11 protein-coding genes are annotated in these 18961 nt (G+C 65.5%); 4 read left to right on the forward strand and 7 right to left on the reverse strand.

Annotated elements, in window-relative coordinates; genetic code table 11:
* The first annotated feature begins 326 nt into the window (after positions 1-326).
* On the forward strand, positions 327-2198 hold the full coding sequence (locus ACSVIK_RS04505; protein WP_442443176.1) for a DEAD/DEAH box helicase: 1872 nt from the start codon (positions 327-329) through the stop codon (positions 2196-2198).
* A 229-nt stretch (positions 2199-2427) separates the two neighbouring features.
* On the opposite strand, the gene ACSVIK_RS04510 is transcribed toward ACSVIK_RS04505, so the two are convergent.
* A complete protein-coding gene (locus ACSVIK_RS04510) occupies positions 2428-3003 on the reverse strand; it encodes a YceI family protein (RefSeq protein WP_442443177.1) in 576 nt (191 codons plus the stop codon).
* 56 nt (positions 3004-3059) lie between these two features.
* The gene (locus ACSVIK_RS04515) at positions 3060-3605 is read right to left on the reverse strand and encodes a cytochrome b (protein WP_268180773.1); all 546 of its coding nucleotides are present in this window, start codon (positions 3603-3605) and stop codon (positions 3060-3062) included.
* 251 nt (positions 3606-3856) lie between these two features.
* Between ACSVIK_RS04515 and ACSVIK_RS04520 the strand changes: the two genes are divergently transcribed.
* From ACSVIK_RS04520 to ACSVIK_RS04530, 3 genes are all read left to right on the forward strand, one after another.
* Positions 3857-5260, forward strand: a complete 1404-nt coding sequence (locus tag ACSVIK_RS04520) for an adenosylmethionine--8-amino-7-oxononanoate transaminase (RefSeq protein ID WP_442443178.1) — start codon at positions 3857-3859, stop codon at positions 5258-5260.
* Between the two features lie 99 nt (positions 5261-5359).
* Positions 5360-6085 (forward strand): 16S rRNA (uracil(1498)-N(3))-methyltransferase, encoded by a 726-nt coding sequence (locus ACSVIK_RS04525; RefSeq protein ID WP_442443179.1) that lies wholly within the window; start codon positions 5360-5362, stop codon positions 6083-6085.
* 207 nt (positions 6086-6292) lie between these two features.
* On the forward strand, positions 6293-7777 hold the full coding sequence (locus tag ACSVIK_RS04530) for an alanine/glycine:cation symporter family protein (protein WP_442443180.1): 1485 nt from the start codon (positions 6293-6295) through the stop codon (positions 7775-7777).
* Positions 7778-8704: 927 nt separating this feature from the next.
* Here the strand turns inward: ACSVIK_RS04530 and ACSVIK_RS04535 are convergent.
* The 5 genes from ACSVIK_RS04535 to ACSVIK_RS04555 form a co-directional block, all read right to left on the reverse strand.
* On the reverse strand, positions 8705-9319 hold the full coding sequence (locus ACSVIK_RS04535; RefSeq protein WP_442443181.1) for a LysE family translocator: 615 nt from the start codon (positions 9317-9319) through the stop codon (positions 8705-8707).
* A 70-nt stretch (positions 9320-9389) separates the two neighbouring features.
* Positions 9390-10196, reverse strand: coding sequence for a helix-turn-helix domain-containing protein (locus ACSVIK_RS04540; RefSeq protein WP_442443182.1), 807 nt, complete (start codon positions 10194-10196; stop codon positions 9390-9392).
* Positions 10180-10650 (reverse strand): chemotaxis protein CheW, encoded by a 471-nt coding sequence (locus ACSVIK_RS04545; RefSeq protein ID WP_442443183.1) that lies wholly within the window; start codon positions 10648-10650, stop codon positions 10180-10182. Before ACSVIK_RS04545 ends, ACSVIK_RS04540 begins: the two co-directional genes overlap by 17 nt.
* A 10-nt stretch (positions 10651-10660) precedes the next feature.
* Complete coding sequence (locus ACSVIK_RS04550; protein WP_442443184.1) at positions 10661-11680, reverse strand: chemotaxis protein CheB; 1020 nt, start codon at positions 11678-11680, stop codon at positions 10661-10663.
* The gene (locus ACSVIK_RS04555) at positions 11677-18942 is read right to left on the reverse strand and encodes an Hpt domain-containing protein (RefSeq protein ID WP_442443185.1); all 7266 of its coding nucleotides are present in this window, start codon (positions 18940-18942) and stop codon (positions 11677-11679) included. Before ACSVIK_RS04555 ends, ACSVIK_RS04550 begins: the two co-directional genes overlap by 4 nt.
* Positions 18943-18961 lie beyond the last annotated feature (19 nt).

The following is an 18961-nucleotide window of genomic DNA, read 5'->3' on the forward strand; positions in this document are numbered from 1 at the left end:
GACCGAAAAAGCGCAGTTTACGTGTTGTAAATGAGCATTTTGACTGGGCTCGCACGCGAGGTCGTTTTTAACGCCGTATTGCCAACGTAGGTAGTTTTTCAACAGCCTGTTAGCGGGCCGGTTCGAGCCATCCTGTGATCCATCCGACAGGCTGATAGGTGCGCAACGCGCATGCTCTGTTATACTCGGGCCTTCCCGCCAGGCTTGCGCCCGGATGCTGGTTCTCGGAAACCAGCAGTACCGGACGGGATCATGCTCCCCCAACGCGTGATTCAAGCCAGGCTCTACACCCCCAGGGCCACGCCCTCACTAGTACAGGATTGCTCATGTCCTTTGCCTCCCTCGGTCTCTCCGAGGCTTTAGTCCGTGCGGTCGAATCCGCCGGCTACACCCAGCCCACTCCGGTGCAACAGCGGGCCATTCCCGCCGTGTTGCAAGGTCGCGACCTGATGGTGGCGGCCCAGACGGGTACAGGTAAAACGGGCGGTTTCGCCCTGCCGATCCTCGAACGCCTGTTCCCAGGCGGTCACCCGGATCGCGAACAACGTCACGGCCCGAAACAACCGCGCGTGCTGGTGCTGACCCCCACCCGCGAACTGGCCGCTCAGGTGCATGACAGCTTCAAGGTCTATGCCCGCGATTTGAAATTCGTCAGCGCCTGCATCTTCGGCGGTGTGGGCATGAACCCGCAGGTGCAGGCCCTGGCCAAGGGTGTCGACGTGCTCGTCGCCTGCCCCGGGCGCCTGCTCGACCTGGCCAACCAGAAGGCCATCGACCTGGCCCACGTCGAGATCCTCGTGCTCGATGAAGCCGACCGCATGCTCGACATGGGCTTCATCCACGACGTCAAGAAGGTGCTGGCCAAGCTGCCGGCACAGCGCCAGAACCTGCTGTTCTCGGCCACCTTCTCCAAGGACATCACCGACCTGGCCGGCAAGTTGCTGCACAACCCCGAGCGCATCGAGGTGACCCCGCCGAACACCACGGTCGAGCGCATCGAACAGCGTGTGTTCCGCCTGGCGGCCAGCCACAAGCGTGCCCTGCTCGCCCACCTGATCACCCAGGGCGCCTGGGAACAGGTGCTGGTGTTCACCCGCACCAAGCATGGCGCCAACCGCCTGGCCGAGTACCTCGACAAGCATGGCCTGCCGGCTGCCGCGATCCATGGCAACAAGAGCCAGAACGCGCGCACCAAGGCCCTGGCCGATTTCAAGGCGAACAAGGTGCGCATCCTGGTGGCCACCGATATCGCCGCTCGCGGCCTGGACATCGATCAGTTGCCGCACGTGGTCAACTTCGAGCTGCCCAACGTCGAGGAAGATTACGTGCATCGCATCGGCCGTACCGGCCGTGCCGGGCGCAGTGGTGAGGCCATCTCCCTGGTCGCCCCGGACGAGGAGAAGCTGCTCAAGAGCATCGAACGGATGACCAAGCAGAAGATCCCCGATGGTGACCTGATGGGCTTCGACGCCAGCAGCATCGAAGCCGAGCGCCCGGAAGTGCGCGAGCCGCGCCAGCCGCGAGGTGGCCGCGGGCAGAAGAAGGCGCAGAACGATGCGCCGGATGCCGCCAAGGCCGACGCGGACAAGGGTGGCCGCAAGGACAAGGGCAAGGATGCCGGCAAGGAACAGGCCGCCAAGCCGCGCCGTGATCGCAAGCGCCGCTCGCGCAAGGCCGGCGCCAGCGAAGCGGGGGCAGCGGCAGGCATGCCGGCACTGCCACCGAACCGCGACCCGGAAGAGTTCCTCGACGACGATATCGACAACTTCGGCAACCGTGTCGACTACGTCAGCCCCAACCAGAACAAGCCGCAGTCGCGTGGCCGTCGCGGTGGCGCTGGCAGCGGCGGCGCCCAAGGCGCTGCACGCCCGGCCGGCAAGCCGCGGAGCAACAATGGTGCGGCCAAGCCGGCGGGCCAGGGCGGCAAGAATCGCCGTCAGGGCAATGGTGGCCAGGGCCGCAACGGTGCCGGTGGTCGTCGCCCCGCTCACGATGGCCGCGTCACCTCGTTGGATCGCGACGAGTTGCCACGCGCCGAGGCCGGCGCGCGCCCCCCACGCGAGCGGCAACCACTGATCGTGCACAAGAGTTCGCGCCTGGATCGCTTCCCCACCCCGGAGCAACTCGACGAACTGGCCAACAGCAGCCGCCCGCGCGGCGAGAAGCCGGCCCTGCTGACGCGCAACCGCGACGAGTAAGCGCGCCCTGCAATAAAAAACGCCGCCCCTTGGGGCGGCGTTTTTGTTTAGGGGAAGAGGTTAGTGGAGAACCAACCCTCTCCCGCCCTTCGGGCACCCCGCTGCGCGCCCCTGCCTGATCGCCAGCGATCAGGCGCTCATCGGTGTAGGAGGCGGTGCCTCCAAAACACACCTCTTCGCCCCATAAATGGGAGAGGGCCAGCAGTTGGGCCGCAAGCGGCCGCTTTCTTTACTGACGAATGCCTTCGACCGAGATGATCAGCTCGACGGTTTCCGAAGCCGGGCCGAGATCGCGGGTGATGTCGAAGTCCTTGAGTTTCAGCGTGGTGGTGCCCTCGAAACCGGCGCGGTAGCCGCCCCATGGATCCTTGCCTTCACCGATGAACTTGGCAGCGATCACCACCGGCTTGGTCACGCCGTTGAGCGTCAGGTTGCCGGTGATATCGGCGGTGCCTTCACCGGTGGACTTGACCGAGGTGGACTCGAAGGTCGCGGTGTCGTGCTCGCTGACATTGAGGAAGTCGGCGCTGCGGATGTGCTTGTCGCGCTCGGCGTGGTTGGTGTCGACGCTGGCGGTCTTCAGGGTCACGCTGACGCTGCTGGCCTCGGGCTTGGCGGCATCGAAGCTGAACTTGCCGTCGAAGTCCTTGAAGGTGCCGTACAGCCAGCTATAGCCCAGGTGGCTGATCTTGAAGTTGACGAAGGCGTGCTGGCCTTGTTTGTCGATCACGTAGTCGGCGGCCATGGCCTGAGTGCCGATCAGTGCCGAACCGAGTGCCAGTGCAGCGAGGGTTTTCTTCAGCATCTTGAGTCTCCTTGCAGGTCGTAACGTAAATGGGCGAGTCGTTCGCCCGGTATGGATCAGCGCCCGAACATGCGCAGCAGCGTGCTGTCGCGGTCGATGAAATGATGCTTGAGTGCCGCCAGGCCATGGATGCCGGCGAAGATCACCAGGCCCCAGGCGAGAATGCGGTGGATGTCGCCGGCGACGTCTTCCTGGTCAGGGATGGCGGTGAGCGTGGCCGGCACGCTGAACAGGCCGAACACCTCGATGCCCCGGCCATCGGCCGTGGAGATCAGGTAACCGGAAATCATCACGCCGAACAGGCCGAGATACAGCAGGCCATGGCCCAGCTTCGAGGCCAGGCGGGTCAGCGCGCCATGACTGGCCAGCGGCGCCGGCGCCGGATTGGCCAGGCGCCACAGCACCCGCAGCAGCATCACCGCGAACAGCAGGATGCCGATGCTCTTGTGCAAGGACGGTGCGTCCTGGCGCCAAGGGTCGTAGTAACTCAAGCCCACCATCCAGTAACCCAGGGCGAAAAGGCCGAACACGGCCAGAGCCACCAGCCAGTGCAGCGTGATGCTGACCAGACCGTATCGTGCGAGGGTGTTGCGCCACTGCATATCGTGCGTCCGTGAAAGTGAGTGGGAAAAGACTAGCGAGAAACGTATCGAATTAAAGAGGAATTTTTCGCTTGGAAATATCGAGAAATACGATACTTAGATAGCGATCAGCGACCAAGGAGATTAGTCGCGAGCGGCACGCCGAAGTTGCCACAGCGCCGCCAGACGGCAGGCCGTGCAGGATGGACGGCAACGGGCGCGCCCCGGGCAGCATCTGTTAGGCTGTGCGGCCGAGAACAGGGAGACCCGTGATGAGCCTGAACGCCCCTTGGATGCAACGCGACCTCGAAGTCCTCTGGCACCCCTGCACCCAGATGAAGGATCACGAACGCCTGCCGCTGATCCCCATACGCCGTGGCGAAGGCGTATGGCTGGAAGACTTCGCCGGCAAGCGCTACCTGGATGCCGTCAGTTCCTGGTGGGTCAACGTCTTCGGCCATGCCAACCCGCGCATCAACGCGCGCATCCGCGAGCAACTGGACAGCCTGGAACACGTCATGCTCGCCGGCTTTACCCATGAGCCGGTGATCGAACTGTCCGAGCGCCTGGTGCAGATCACCCCGGATGGCCTGAACAAGGTGTTCTACGCCGACAACGGCTCCTCGGGCATCGAGGTGGCGCTGAAGATGAGCTTCCACTACTGGCTCAACAGCGGTCAGCCCGCCAAGAAGCGCTTCATCACCCTGAGCAACAGCTACCACGGTGAGACGGTGGCGGCGATGTCGGTGGGCGACGTGGCGCTGTTCACCGATACCTACAAGGCGCTGCTGCTCGACACCATCAAGGTGCCCAGCCCGGACTGCTACCTGCGCCCCGAAGGCGTGAGCTGGGAAGCCCACTCGCGTGCCATGTTCGCGCACATGGAACAGACCCTTGCCGAGCACCACCTGGAGGTCGCCGCGGTGATAGTCGAGCCGCTGATCCAGGGCGCCGGCGGCATGCGCATGTACCACCCGATCTACCTCAAGCTGCTGCGCGAGGCCTGCGACCGCTATGGCGTGCACCTGATCCATGACGAGATCGCCGTCGGTTTCGGCCGTACCGGGACGATGTTCGCCTGCGAGCAGGCCGGCATCACCCCGGATTTTCTGGTGCTGTCCAAGGCGCTCACCGGCGGCTACCTGCCCATGGCTGCCGTGCTCACCACCGACGAGGTCTACGCCGCCTTCTACGACGAATACGCCACCCTGCGCGCCTTCCTCCATTCGCACACCTACACCGGCAACCCGCTGGCTTGTGCTGCGGCCTTGGCGACCCTGGACATCTTCCGCGACGACGACGTGGTTCAGCGCAACAAGGCCCTGGCCCTGCGCATGGCCAGCGCCACCGCGCACCTGGCCGATCACCCGCATGTCGCCGAAGTGCGCCAGACCGGCATGGCCCTGGCCGTCGAGATGGTCGCCGACAAGGCCAGCAAGACCGCCTACCCCTGGCAGCAACGCCGTGGGCTGCGCGTCTACCAGCATGCGCTGGAGCGCGGCGCCCTGCTGCGCCCGCTGGGCAGCGTGGTGTACTTCCTGCCGCCCTACGTGATCACCCCGGAGCAGATCGACTTCCTCGCCGAGGTGGCCAGCGAAGGCATCGACATCGCCACCCGCGAGTCGGTCAGCGTGGCGGTGGACGGCCGCTACCCGGATCATCGCGATCCGGGCTAAGGGGGAGCGTCAAGCTGCAAGCGACAAGCCGCAAGTAACAGCAGAGGCGCCTGGTGCTTTAAACTTGCGGCTTCAAACTTGCCGCTTGTAGCTGCCTTTATGCGCCTATCCCGTTTCTTCATCGATGCCCCTCTCTCTCTCGGCCAGCACGACTTGCCCGAGGCGCAGGCCCATTACATCGCGCGCGTGCTGCGCCACGGCGTCGGCGATGCCGTGCAGTTGTTCGACGGCAGCGGCCAGGAATATCGCGGCGAGCTGATCGAGGTGGGCAAGAAGAACGTGCGTGTCGAGCTGCGCGAGGCTGTCGCCGGCCTGGCCGAGTCGCCACTGCGCATCCATCTCGGCCAGGGCCTGTCGCGCGGCGAGCGCATGGATTGGGCGATTCAGAAAGCCACCGAGCTGGGCGTCAGCGAGATCACCCCGATCGTCTCCGAACGCTGCGAAGTACGCCTCAAGGACGAACGCGCCGACAAACGCCTGGCCCACTGGCGCCAGGTGGCCATCAGCGCCTGCGAGCAGTGCGGCCGCTCGGTGCTGCCGGTGATCCATCCGCCGCTGGAACTGGCGGCCTGGCTGCAGCGAGTCGAAGCTGATCTGAAGCTGGTGCTGCACCCGGTCGCCGAAGCCCTGCACAGCCATGCCAGACCGGGCAGCCTGGCTTTTCTCGTCGGCCCGGAAGGCGGCCTGAACGATGCCGAGGTGGAGCAAGCCAGGCAAGCGGGCTTTCAGCCGGCGCGCCTGGGGCCACGGGTCTTGCGCACGGAAACCGCACCAGTGGTCGCCTTGAGCGTCGCTCAGCTGCTTTGGGGCGATCTGCAGGGGTAAATGTCGCCTTGACGTAACAAATTGTGACCTCGAGAAATTACAAGAGCGACCGTCTTTGTCATGCTCTTCGCGCCGCGTGCGCGACCCGCTCTACCAGCACAGCGCTCCCGGCAGAGGCCGACACCTCGCAGCGTCGACCCTCTTCCTATAACAAATCAACGGGTGTCGGCCCTGCCCAAAAGGCGACCGCAGACCCAGGAGCATTGCATGAACGAACTGGTCTCGACCCTCAACGGGCTCGTCTGGAGCCCGGCACTGATTTACCTTTGTCTCGGTGTGGGTTTGTACTTCTCTCTACGCGGCCGCTTTCTGCAGGTTCGCCACTTCCGGGAAATGATCCGCCTGATGTTCGCCGGGCGTACCGACGAACACGGCATCACCTCGTTCCAGGCGCTGACCATGACCCTCGCCGGTCGTGTCGGTACCGGCAACATCGCCGGTGTGGCCACCGCCATCACCTTCGGTGGCCCGGGCGCGGTGTTCTGGATGTGGATGGTGGCCTTCCTCGGCGCCAGCTCGGCCTTCGTCGAATCCACCCTCGGCCAGGTGTACAAGGAAAAGCTCAACGGTGAGTACCGTGGTGGCCCGGCCTTCTACATCGAGAAAGGTCTGGGTCTGAAGTGGTACGCCTGGCTGTTCGCCATCGTCACCGTGTTCGCCTGCGGCCTGCTGCTGCCGGGCGTACAGGCCAACTCCATCGCCTCCAGCGTGAAGACCGCCTTCGATATCGACCCGAACGTCACCGCCGCCGTACTGGCCGTGCTGATCGGCCTGATCATCTTCGGTGGCGTCAAGCGTATCGCCCACTTCACCCAGGTGGTGGTGCCGTTCATGGCGCTGGGTTACATCCTGGTGGCGCTGGTGATCATCCTGCTCAACATCGGCCAACTGCCGAGCGTGGTCGCGCTGATCTTCAAGAGCGCCTTCGGCCTGGAGGCTGGCTTTGGTGCCATTCTCGGCCTGGCCATCCAGTGGGGCGTCAAGCGTGGCGTGTATTCCAACGAAGCCGGCCAGGGCACCGGCCCGCACGCTTCGTCCGCCGCAGCCGTCAGCCACCCGGCCAAGCAAGGCCTGGTACAGGGTTTCTCGGTCTATGTCGACACCCTGTTCGTCTGCTCGGCAACCGCCTTCATGTTGCTGATCACCGGCCAATACAACGTCCAGGCAGCGGATGGTAGCGCGCTGTTCACCGGCATCGCCGGTGTCGCCGCCGGCCCGGGCTACGTGCAGACGGCCATGGAGAACATGATGCCCGGCTTCGGCAACGCCTTCGTCGCCATCGCCCTGTTCTTCTTCGCCTTCACCACCATCCTGGCCTACTACTACATCGCCGAAACCAACATTGCCTACATCAACCGCAAGGTGAAGCGCCCCATCCTCACCCTGCTGCTGAAGTTCGGCATCATCGCCGCGACCGTCTACGGCACCGTGCACAGCGCCACCTTCGCCTGGGATCTGGGTGACCTCGGCGTGGGCCTGATGGCCTGGCTGAACATCATCGCCATCCTGCTGATGCACAAGATCGCCTACAAGTGCCTGAAGGACTACGAAGAGCAGCAGGACCAGGGCAAGGATCCGGTGTTCCACCCCGAGAAGCTCGGCATCAAGAACGCCGACTACTGGGACAGCCACACCTCGGAAGACAACCTCGCCGCCGAGAAGGCAGAAGAAGCGCAGCAGTCGCAGCGCTGACACCTCTGCCAGGTCGTCCGGGCCGCGCCCCGGATGACGCCGGCAGCGCCTCAGAAAATCCGATGTCGCCATGGCGGCATCGGATTTTTTGTTTTGGGGTATTGGCGTGTTGGTTGTTCGGGTGCCTGTTCCGAATTGCCGCGTTTTTGCTGATGTCTTTGGTTTCGCCCTCCCGGGCGAGTCACTTTGCGGGCAAAGTAACCAAACCCCTCCGCCCGATCATCCGGCCCCGGCTGCGCCGGGGTTCGCTCACTCCATCGCCGTTCCAGAGGCCCGCCACGGTGGGCCATCCCTGGCCCATCGTGGCTCTCGCGACATCCATGTCGCTCAACCTCTTCCACGACGATTCCGTTCGCCCTCCTGGACGGGCTCTGCACGCGCCTGAACCTGCGGTAACCCAGAAGTAGTGAGGAGTGCTTGTACATCTGTCAGCCTCAGGGCTGACCGGGATGCCGGCTGAAGGCCGGCAAGCTATTCAAGCGAATGAAACTACGCGAATGAAAGTTTTGGTTTAACCCGGCAGCCACGTCATGGTTCCACTGTCACCAGAGCACGCCGGACACGCCCGGAACCGATGTACGTTCAGGCGCGCTAACTCCCCCTTCAGGAGGCCGAACGTAGGCATTGCGCAGGGGGCGAGCGGCATGGATGCCGCGAGAGGCGTAATGGGCCAGGGATGGCCCATGTACGCCGACCCCGGAGCGATGCCGGAGTGAGGGGAGTCTCGCGAAGCGAGACCCGGATGGCGGGGGTGCGTTTCTTTTGCTTACTTTTCTTTGCGCATTTCAAAGAAAAGTGAGTCGCCCGAGGGGGCGAAACCCGGAATATCTGAACACGCCGTAGCGGCGCCCAGAACACCAACACAGACCAACAAGATCCACACAAACTTGCCAGCCCGCTATCAAACCAGCCCCAATAACACGCAAATCACCCCAACCCACGCAAGGTGAGCACGGCCAGCGCCAACAGCAACACCCCGCATCCGGCATAGCTCAAGCGATGCCAGAGCAACGAGGTGTTGCGCCGCAACCAATCCACCAACGCCGCGCAGACGAAGCACCAGAGCAACGAAGCGAGCATGAAGCCAGTGAAGAACACCAGCATCTGCTCACTCGTTGGCGTGCCTTCGACTATGCCGGCCAAGGCGCTGCCCAGGGCGCCCCAGAACACGATGTTCTTGGGGTTGGACAGCGACAGCAATGCACCCGCAGCGAAGGCACTACGGGCCTGCGCGCCACCCTCTTCGTCCTGTTGCGGCGGCTGCCAGGCATCGCGCAGGCCCTGCACACCGAGCCAGGCCAGATAGGCGGCGCTGGCCAGGGTCAGGGGCACACGTACACTGTCCTGCCCCAGCAACAGCACCAGGCCACTCAAACCGATCAGTGCCCATAGCGCATCGCCGATCAACGAGCCCAGTTGCACCAGTAGCGCCGGCCGATAGCCCCCACTGAGCCCCCGACGCAGGGTTTCGCTGAACACCGCCCCCGGCGAGATCACGAATGCCAAGCCGAACAGCACGGCGGCGAGAAAAACCGTCAACATCGTCAGCACTCCACTGCAAGAAGGCGCCGATTATGGCTGGACGCAGCAGGGTTGGCTTGAACCGGATTGCTCAGCGGCGCAGCAGCGCCTGATAGCGCCCTGGGCTGAGGCCATAGGCCGCACGGAAATGGCGATTGAGATGGCTCTGATCGGCAAAGCCCAGGGCGTGCGCCACTGTGCTGGGTGCCATGCCCTGACGCAGCAGGCCCTGGGCGCGCCGGGTGCGCAGTTGCATGGCCCATTGCCTGGGGCTGAGCCCGGTGTGCTTCTGGAAGCTACGCAGCAGATGGAACTTGGACAGGCCCAGTTCGCTGGCCATTTCATCCAGACTTGGGGTGGCCTCCAGGCGCGCCGCAAGCAACTCCTGCAAGCGCCGCACCGCCAGGTGCCCAGCCTCGCGCGGCGCGATCAGGCTGACAGCGGCGCCCCGCACCACGCGCCCGAGCAACAGCATCACCTGCTCCTCGCCACGCTCACGCAGTAGGACATCGTCACTCAGGCAGGCCTCGACCGCCACCGCCAGTTCACTGGCCAGGGCCGGGTCGTATTGCCAGGGCCGCTCGAACTGCAGCCGCGTATGGCCGAGGCTGCTCGCCAGATAGTCCACCGGTACATACAGGCCGACATAGTGCCAGGGCTGACCCTGCCGAGCTCCGCCGCCCTGGATCTCACCGGGGTTGTAGGTGGTGATGCAGCCAGCGCCGGCGCTGAAGGTGCGACCATCGAGCCACACCTGCTCCTCGCCGAGCAGGTTGGCGCTGATGACGAATTCGTCGTGACTATGTCTGCCGAACTGCTGGCCCAGCGCCGCACGGCTGGCCACCTCGATGGCGCCCAGACGCGCCAGGCGCAGGCTGCCGTCAGATGAGCCCGGCATCTTCGAGCAACTGCTCGAGGCCGATCAGATCAGGAATGCGCACCACGTCTTCGCCGACCCGCGCGGCGCCCAGCTCCAGTGGCGCCAGCTCGACCTCGGCGGCCGGCAGCTCGCGCTCGACCTTGAGCGAGCGCGGAATGCCCTGCACCAGCAAGGCGATGAACTTGACCTTGGGGCGCCCGCCCAGAGCATTGAGCACCGCCACCCGCGCCCGGCTCGCCACCTGGGCCTCGCCGCCGCTGGCTGCCTCGAAGGACAGCAGCGGCAGGCGCAGGTCACGCCAGGCGACCTCGCCGAGGTACCAGCCCGGCATGCCCTCGCTGGTTTGCGGCGCGCGATAGGGAATCAGCTCGGCCACCGCCACGTTGGGCAGCAGCAAGGTGCGGTCGGCCAGCGGCACCAGCAGGCCGGTGAGGCTGTCGGCGCTGTTCTGGATGGCAACGGCTTGGCTCATGAAAAGATCCTCAACTGCAATGTTCGGCGAGCTGATCGACCAGCGCCGAGGCCAGTTCGCGGGGGTCGCCGCTGAAGCTGCTGTAACCGCCCTCGCGCAGGCTGTCCGGCATGCTCGGGCTGGCGCAGCTCTCGCCGCGTTGCGTCCAGATCACCCCACCCTGGCGCTGGACATAGGCCGCGGCGGCACTGCCGTCGCTACCCATGCCACTGAACACGATGACACCACACTGGGCAGCGTAATGCTGCGCCAGGTTGAGCATCATCTGGTCGATGGAAGGGCTGTAGGGTTCCGGCCAGCCACGTTCGGCAATCTGCATGGCGCCGTCGTCGGCAAAACCCAGTTCATGGTTGATCGGCACCACCACCACTTCGCCACAGCGCACCGGGTCGCCATGCCGCGCCGGGTTGACGTGCCACTGGCTGTGCCGACCGACCGCCTGCGGCAGCACCGCCTCGAAGCTGGCATCGATATGCTGGGCATAGAGAAAGCCGATGGGCAGACCGCCCGGCAAGGCATCGAGAAACGCCTTGACCGCTGCCGGCCCGCCCAGAGAGGCCGCCAGCAACCACACCTGGCGCGCCGGCTCTCCAGCCTGTAGCTGGGTTTGCGCCAGCACCTGCGGTAGCTCCAAACGGGCCGGGCGCTGCGCCTCGTCGAGCAATGCCTGCAGGCTCGGCCCCACGGCCTGGGCGGAATCACCCACCAGCCGCTTGAGCTTACCGAACAGGCTGCGCTCCCAACGCGGATAATTCTCCGAATGCCGCTCCGGAGCATGCCCTTCGCCGAACAGCACCGGCGCGCTGGCGCGCTCGAGCAGGCTGTCGACCAGCGGCGAATCCTCGGATTGCGCCAGATCCACCAACCACAGGTCGGTTTCACAGGCAGCCAGGGTCTCTTCGTCGAGGCGCGCCGGATCGCTGTTGAGCACCACCTGGTAACCACCACTGGCCAGCGCCTGTTGCAGCACATGGCGCTGCAGCGAGGTGTCGGCGATGACGGCGATTCGTGCTGCGGTTCTTGGCGTCATGCACGCTTACCCCGCTGGCTGTACACCAGCTTTGCGATGCTATCGAGCAACAGGGACTCCTGATAAGGCTTGCCGAGGTACTGGTTGACGCCGATGCTCATGGCGCGCTCACGGTGCTTCTCGCCGGTACGCGAGGTGATCATGATGATCGGCAGATCCTTGAGCTGTTCGTCGTGGCGCACCAGGGTCGCCACCTCGAAGCCGTCCATGCGCGGCATCTCGATGTCCAGCAACATGATGTCGGGCTTGTGTTCCTGCAATTGGGCGATGGCGTCCACCCCGTCCTTGGCGGTCATCACGTTCATGCCGTTGCGCTCGAGCAGGCGGCTGGTGACCTTGCGCACGGTGACCGAGTCGTCCACCACCATGACCAGGGTCGGCCGCTCGGCTTCCAGCTCTTCGCCGGCCACGGGCGCCTGCTCGAGCAGACGCGGCGCCAGTTGGCCGAGCAGGCGGGCATGCAGGCTGCGGATGGTGGCCAGCAGATCGAGAATCACCACCACGCGGCCGTCACCGAGGATGGTCGCACCGGAAATACCGTGCACCCCGGCGAACTGCGGGCCGAGGCTCTTCACCACGATTTCGCGCGAACCGGCCAGGCTGTCCACCTGCACGGCCACCGCATGTTCGCTGGAACGCACCAGGATCACCGGCAGCGGCAGGCTCTGACCCACCAGCTTGGGATGCTGGCCGTTGTTCAGCAGGTCGCCCAGGTATTTCAGCTCGTAGGCCTGGCCAGCGTACTCGAAGCGCGGCGCATCGGGTGCGTAGTAGGCCTCCAGCTCGTAGGGCGACACCCGCACGATACCTTCGATGGTGTTCAGCGGAATGGCGTAGAGGTCTTCGCCGGAGTACACCATCAGCGCGCGGTTGACCGACACGGTGAATGGCAGGCGGATGGTGAAACGTGTGCCCTGGCCCGGCTCCGAATCGATGCTCATGGAGCCACCGAGCTGCTTGACCTCCGAGTGCACCACGTCCATGCCGACGCCACGTCCGGAGATCTGCGTGACCTTCTCCGCCGTGGAGAAACCGGCCTCGAGGATGAACTGCAGCACCTCGTGGTCGCTGAGATCGCTGGTTTCGCCCATCAGGCCGCGTTCGATGGCCTTGCGCCGCACGGCGTCGAGGCGGATACCGCCGCCGTCGTCGTCCAGGGTGAGGACGATATCGCCGCCCTCGCGGCTCAGGTTCAGGCGAATGGTGCCGGCTTCGGGCTTGCCGGCGGCGCGGCGTACCTCGGCCGCTTCGATGCCGTGGTCGACGGCGTTGCGCAGCATGTGCTCCAGGGGCGCGACGATGCGTTCGAGCACCGAGCGATCCATCTCGCCTTCGGCGTTGCCGACGACGAACTCCACCTGCTTGCCCAGCTCGCTCGCCACCTGGCGGACGATACGGCGTAGACGCGGCACCAGACGGTCGAAGGGCACCATGCGCGTGCGCATCAGGCCTTCCTGCAACTCGGTGTTGACCCGCGCCTGCTGCAGCAACAGGGTTTCCGCGTCGCGATTCTTCGCCGCCAGGGTTTCCTTGAGGTCGAGCAGGTCGGACGCGGACTCGAACAGCGCCCGGGAGAGCTGCTGCAGTTGCGAGTGGCGGTCCATTTCCAGCGGGTCGAACTCTTCGTAGCCGGCACGTTCGGCCTCGGCCTGGTAGCGGCTGAGAATCTGCGCCTGGGTTTCGGTATCGAGGCGGCGTAGCTGGTCACGCACGCGGTCGATGGTCGCCTCCATCTCGCTCAGGGTGAAACCGACATCGCTCACCTGCTGCTCGACGCGGCCGCGGAAGATCGAGGTTTCACCGGCCAGGTTGACCAGCCCCTCGAGCAGTTCCGCCGGCACCTTCACCAGCTCCTGCGGGGCGCGGCGGGCAAGCGCTTCCTGAGCGGCCTGCTGGGCGCGCTGAACGAACGGCAGCACCTTGTCGGCCTGTACCTGCACGGGCTGCTCGCTGGCCGCGACGATGGCGCTGGCGGCTTTCGCCGCTGACGACTTGGCTGCCTCATCGGGGCTGGCCGCCGCAGCCGGTTCGGGGTTGCTGTCCTGGCTGGCATCGAGACGCTGACGCAGTTGATCCAGCTCCCGCTGCAGCCCCTCGAAGGCGGACTGCACATCGACGGACAGGCTCTCGGACCAGGGCGCATCACCTTGCAGCGCATCGCTCAGGCGCTGCTCCAGGGCATGGCTCATGTCGCCCAAGCGCTTCTGCCCGGCCAGACGTGCACCGCCCTTGAGGGTATGCAGGATGCGCAACATCTCGTCGATGGCACTGGCGTCGTCGCGCTGCGCTTGCCAACGGTCGATGGCCGCTTCCATGGCCTGCAGCAGGTCGTCGCCCTCTTCCAGGAAGATTTCCAGGATGTCGCTGTCGGCCTCGCTGTCCGCACTGGCCTCGGACGCGGGCTTGAGCTGCACGGCCGTGGGAATGCTCAGTTGCTCGTCCGGGTTGGCGCGGAAGCGTTTGATGGTTTCGATCAGGGCATCGCCCTGCGGCACGGCCTGCTTGTCGCGAACCGCCTCGAGCATCTGCGCCAGGCGGTCATGACAAGCCTGCAGCAGGTCGAACAGCACCGGGCTGGCGCGCAGTTGTCCGGCCCCCAGGCCCTCGTAGAGGAATTCCAGCTCGTGGGCCAGGTCGCCGATCTCGCGCACCTCGGCCATGCGCGCACCACCCTTGAGGGTGTGCAGGTCACGCTGCAGGGCTTCCAGCTCCAGGCTGTTGTCGACATCGTCCATCCAGCGCTGCAAGGCCGCGCCGGCGCTGTCGATGATGTCGAAGCCTTCCTCGAGGAAGATTTCCACCAGTTCGGGGTCGCGCTCGTCATGCCAGCTCGCAGGCGAGGCGGACTGCGGCTCAGGCTCGGGCTCGAATTCCGTTTCCAGCGCTTCGGCTACGGGCTCGGGCGCGGGCTCGGGCTCGGGCTCGGGCTCGGGCTCGGGCTCGGGCTCGGGCTCGGAAACAGCATCGCTGGGGGGCGACGGCTCGGGCAACTCGGGCTCGACTGGCGTCTCATCGGCTACGAACGGCTCGCTCTCCGGCTCATCAGCCAGGGCAGCCGACTCATCGGCCTGCTGCTCGGCTTCGCTCGCCGCGGCGGACTGATCAAGAGCAGTGGGTTCGTCCAACGCCGTGACCGGGCTCACCCCATGCTGGGCCGCACCGCCCTGACGAAAACGGCGGATGGCCTGGATCAGGTCATCGCCGCTGCTCAGTGCCTGGCGCGCTTGCAATTGTTCGAGCATCTGCGCCAGGCGGTCATGACTGCGCTGCAGCAGATCGGCCAATTCGGCCGAGTAGCCATAGCGGCGATCCACCAGGCCTTCGTAAAGCGACTCCAGCTCATGGCCCAGGTCACCGATGGGGCGAATCGCCGCCATGCGCGCGCCACCCTTGAGGGTGTGCAGGTCACGCTGCAGAGAGGACAGCGGCAGGGTGCTGTCCGGCTCGCCAAGCCAGCGTTCCAGGGCCTGGCCAGCGCTGTCGAGGATGTCCACCGCCTCTTCGAGGAAGATCTCCACCATCTCGTCGTCGAGATCGGCGTCCGGCATTTCGGCCGCCAGCTCGTCCAGGCTGACATCCGCCGCATCGTCGGCCTGCAGCGCCGCGGTGGCGCTGTCCAGATCGACGACTTCGAGCCCCTCGGCGCCCGGTGCCAGCAGGGCCAGCTTGGCCGGATCGAGGGCCTCTTCGAGCAGGCTGCGCAATGCCGCGACACGCTCGGGCTGGGGGGTGACCTGCAAGGCCGCCGCCACCTGATCCATCATGCCGATCAGGGCCTCATGAGCCTTTTCCGCCTCGTCGAAGAAGCGTTCGCTGACCGCCAGGCTGCCTTCTTCGACGGCGCCATAGATATCCAGCAGCGCCTCGCACAGCTCATCGATCTGTGGCAGCTCGGCCATCTCGGCACCCCGGCCGAGGGTGGTCAGCTCTTCCAGCAGGGCGGACAGCTCCTGGCGCTCGGAGGGGTGTTCACGCCATTTGCGCAACAGCTCCTCGGCATCGAGCAGGATGTCCATGCCTTCGGCGAGGAAAATACCTATCAGTTGCGGATCCCGAGCCTCACCGCTGCGTCCCAGCCGTTCGCCTTCGGCCTGATCCAGGCGCGACTGGTGCATGGCATGCACGCGCTCGATGAAGGCTTCGGCACCCCCGATGGGCGCCAGCGGCTGGTTCTCGAGCTGCTCGAGGCCGATACGGAAGAGCTGCTCGGCCTCGCTGAGCAGTTCGGCACAACTCAGGTCGATCTCGACCAGGTTGGTCTTGAACTCCTTGACCAGTTTCTCCAGCGGCGCGGCGATTTCCGCCATCGGCAGGATACCGGCCATGTAGGCGCTGCCCTTGAGCGTATGCAGGGCGCGCTGCAGCGCATCGGTCACCGGCTGCGGCAATTCGCGGGCACAGTCGGCCAGGAAGCCGACCAGGGTTTCCAGGTGGGTTTCCGCTTCGTTGCGGAAGATTTCCAGCAACTGTGGGTCGAGGGGCTCGCCATCGAGGGGCTCGCTCTCCGGTGCCTCGTCAGCACTGGGTTCGGCCTCGGCCGGCGTGACCTCATCGGCAGTGACGGTAGCCTCGACAGCACCCACGGGCTCGGCTACCTCATCGGCTTCCGGGGCGTCAAACTTTGGGGCGGGCTGCCCCTTGGCCAGGGCATGCGCCGTGGCGGCCAACTGGTCGACATCGTCACGCTGGCGCTGGGCCTTGGCGGCGAACTCGTCGACCAGCGCCGGCATCAGCGCCACCACGTCGAGCACCACCTGCTGCACCGGGGCACTCGGCTCGATGCTGCGATCGAGCACACGGTTGAGCAGATTCTCGATGGACCAGGCCAGTTCGCCGATGACCAATGCCCGCACCATGCGGCCACTGCCCTTGAGGGTATGGAAGGCGCGACGCACCTCGATCAGGGCGTTCTTGTCGTCATTGTCGGCCTGCCATCTGGGCAGGTACTCGGCGATGGTCTCCAGCACCTCGCCGGCCTCTTCGATGAACACCTCGAGCAGGTCTTCGTCGACCGGCTCCTCGTCAGCAGGCGGCGGCAGCAGGCTCGGCGGCACCTCGGCAGCGGGCGGGTTGATGGCCTGCACCGGGGCGGCCATGACATCGGCCATGGACAATGGCTTCTGCGCCTCGTCCGCGGCGGCGGCGACCGGTTCGGGAGCGCTGGGCAGCTCCACCTCCGGCAGGTCGAGATCCGCCAGCTCCAGATCATCCCAGTTGCTCTCGGCGGGCGGCTCATCCTCGCCGAGCTGCCAGGCTTCGTCCGCCAGCTCGAAGTTGCCTTCATCCGCGGACTCGCCGTCGGCCTGGGGCTCTGGCAGCGGCTCGAGCGGTTCCAGGTCGAGGGAGAAGTGCTCCAGCGGCTGATCGATGACCGTCTCGTCGAGATCCAGCGGCTCGGCATCGAGCAGCCAGTCGCCATCCTGCGCCGGCTCGGCCTCAGGTGTGGAAGGCTCTTCGCTCAAGGGCTGTTGCAGCAGGCTGTCCTCGGCGCCGAGCAGTTCGATTTCCTGCAGCGGATCGGCCAACGGCGCCAGTGGCTCGGGTTCGGCCACGGGCGCGTCGAGGATCGACGGCTTGGCCTTCAGCGGGTAACCGAGCGACTCCAGGCTCTCTTCGGCGACATCGAGAATCATGTCCCCCGCCGCGCCATGGTCTTCGCTGAGGCGTTCGAGGTAATACTCGACGCTGGTGATGGCATCGGCCAGGGTGTCCAGGCTTTGCCAGTTGGGCACCGCCTTGCGCGCCAGCAGTTGCTCCTGGATGTAGCGGTTGCAGGCTGCGAGCAGCTCGGCTGCGCGCGGCAGCGGGATCATCGCCAGCCCGCCGCGTACCTGGGTCAGCAGCTCCGGGGCACGCGCCAGATGCTCGTGGTTCCACTGCGAGGCGATGAACTCGATGATCGCGTCCTTGGCCTGTTCCAGGCCGTTGCGCGCTTCCTTGATGACCAACTGGTGAATCTGCCCCACGTCGGTGGTCGGCAGGTGGCCCTGTTCGCTCTGGCTGTCTTCGCTGGGGCCGACCATGCCGGCCAGGGTCGCTTCGACGTAGAGCAGGGCACCGGCCACATCCATCAGCACCGCATCGCTGGGCTCGCGCTGCCCCAGGGAGAGGCCATGCACGACATCGATCTGGTCGAGGATCACCTTGCGCGGCTGGGCGAAACCAAGCACGGCCAGGGTATCGGCGATCTGCTTGAGCGGCGCCAGCAGAGCGTCCAGCTCGCTGGGGCGGCTGCGGTCGCTGCGCACGAACAAGTCGAGGCTGTCCTTGACCCGCACCAGCTCTTCGCACAGCGCTGCCACCACCGAACGCATGGCGTCGCGGTCGGGACCAGCCAGGCGGGCGCGCTCTTCGTCCACCACTTCGGTGTCCGGCAGCGCGTCGTCAAGGCGGTACTGTTCCTTCAGGGCACGAATGCGCGGCGACTGCGCCGGCGCCTTGGCCACGTAGAACAGCAGGTTCTTGGTCAGTTCATCGGGAGCGGGCTGGTTGATGCCATCGGCGCCCTGTTCGACCAGACGCTTGAGCTCCTTGTCCACCTGGCGCAGCAGGGTGCGCACCGAGGTGCCGTTGACCACGCTGCCATTGGCCAGGCCTTCGACCATGCCGGAGGCGATCTGCCACAGGGCGCCCAGCGGGGCGTCCTTACACAGGTTCTCCAGGCGCGCGAAAACCCGCGCCATGTAGCCGAGGTTGGTGGCCAGATCCTGATTGCGGATGATGCCGACCAGAGCCATCTGCAGCATCTGCCGCAGCTTGCGCAGCAACACCGGCAGTTCGGCGGTGCGCAGGCGTGCCAGGCCACCTTCCGGCAGTGCCGGCTGGCGGGTGGACATGTCCGGGGAGAACAGGCTGGTTTCCGACAGCAGCTTTTCGCCACGCGCGGCGCGCAGGTCGTTGAGCAGCGGCAGCACCACCATGGGCAGGTCGCGCCGCGCACTCTGGATGCGGTCGAGGTAGGCCGGCATTTGCAGGATGGCCTGCATCAGCACTTCCAGCGCCTCGCCCTGGTTGGCCACACGGCCTTCCATCAGGGCCTTGGCCAGTTGCTCCATTTCTTCGGCGAGCAGCGCGGCGCCGTAGAACTCGACCATCTGCAAGGTGCCGTGAACCTGGTGCACGTAGGTCAGGCAGAAGCGCATGCGCGTCGGATCCTGCGGGTTCTCGACGAACGCCTCCAGTGCCTGCCGCGCCTGCTTCAGGGTTTCCGCAATCTCGCCTTTGACCCACTCCAGGGCGACATAATCATGCCGATCACCCATAGCCACTCCACTCATAAAC

Origin of the sequence: Pseudomonas sp. NCHU5216, assembly GCF_052156495.1 — a bacterium.
GTDB lineage: Bacteria > Pseudomonadota > Gammaproteobacteria > Pseudomonadales > Pseudomonadaceae > Aquipseudomonas.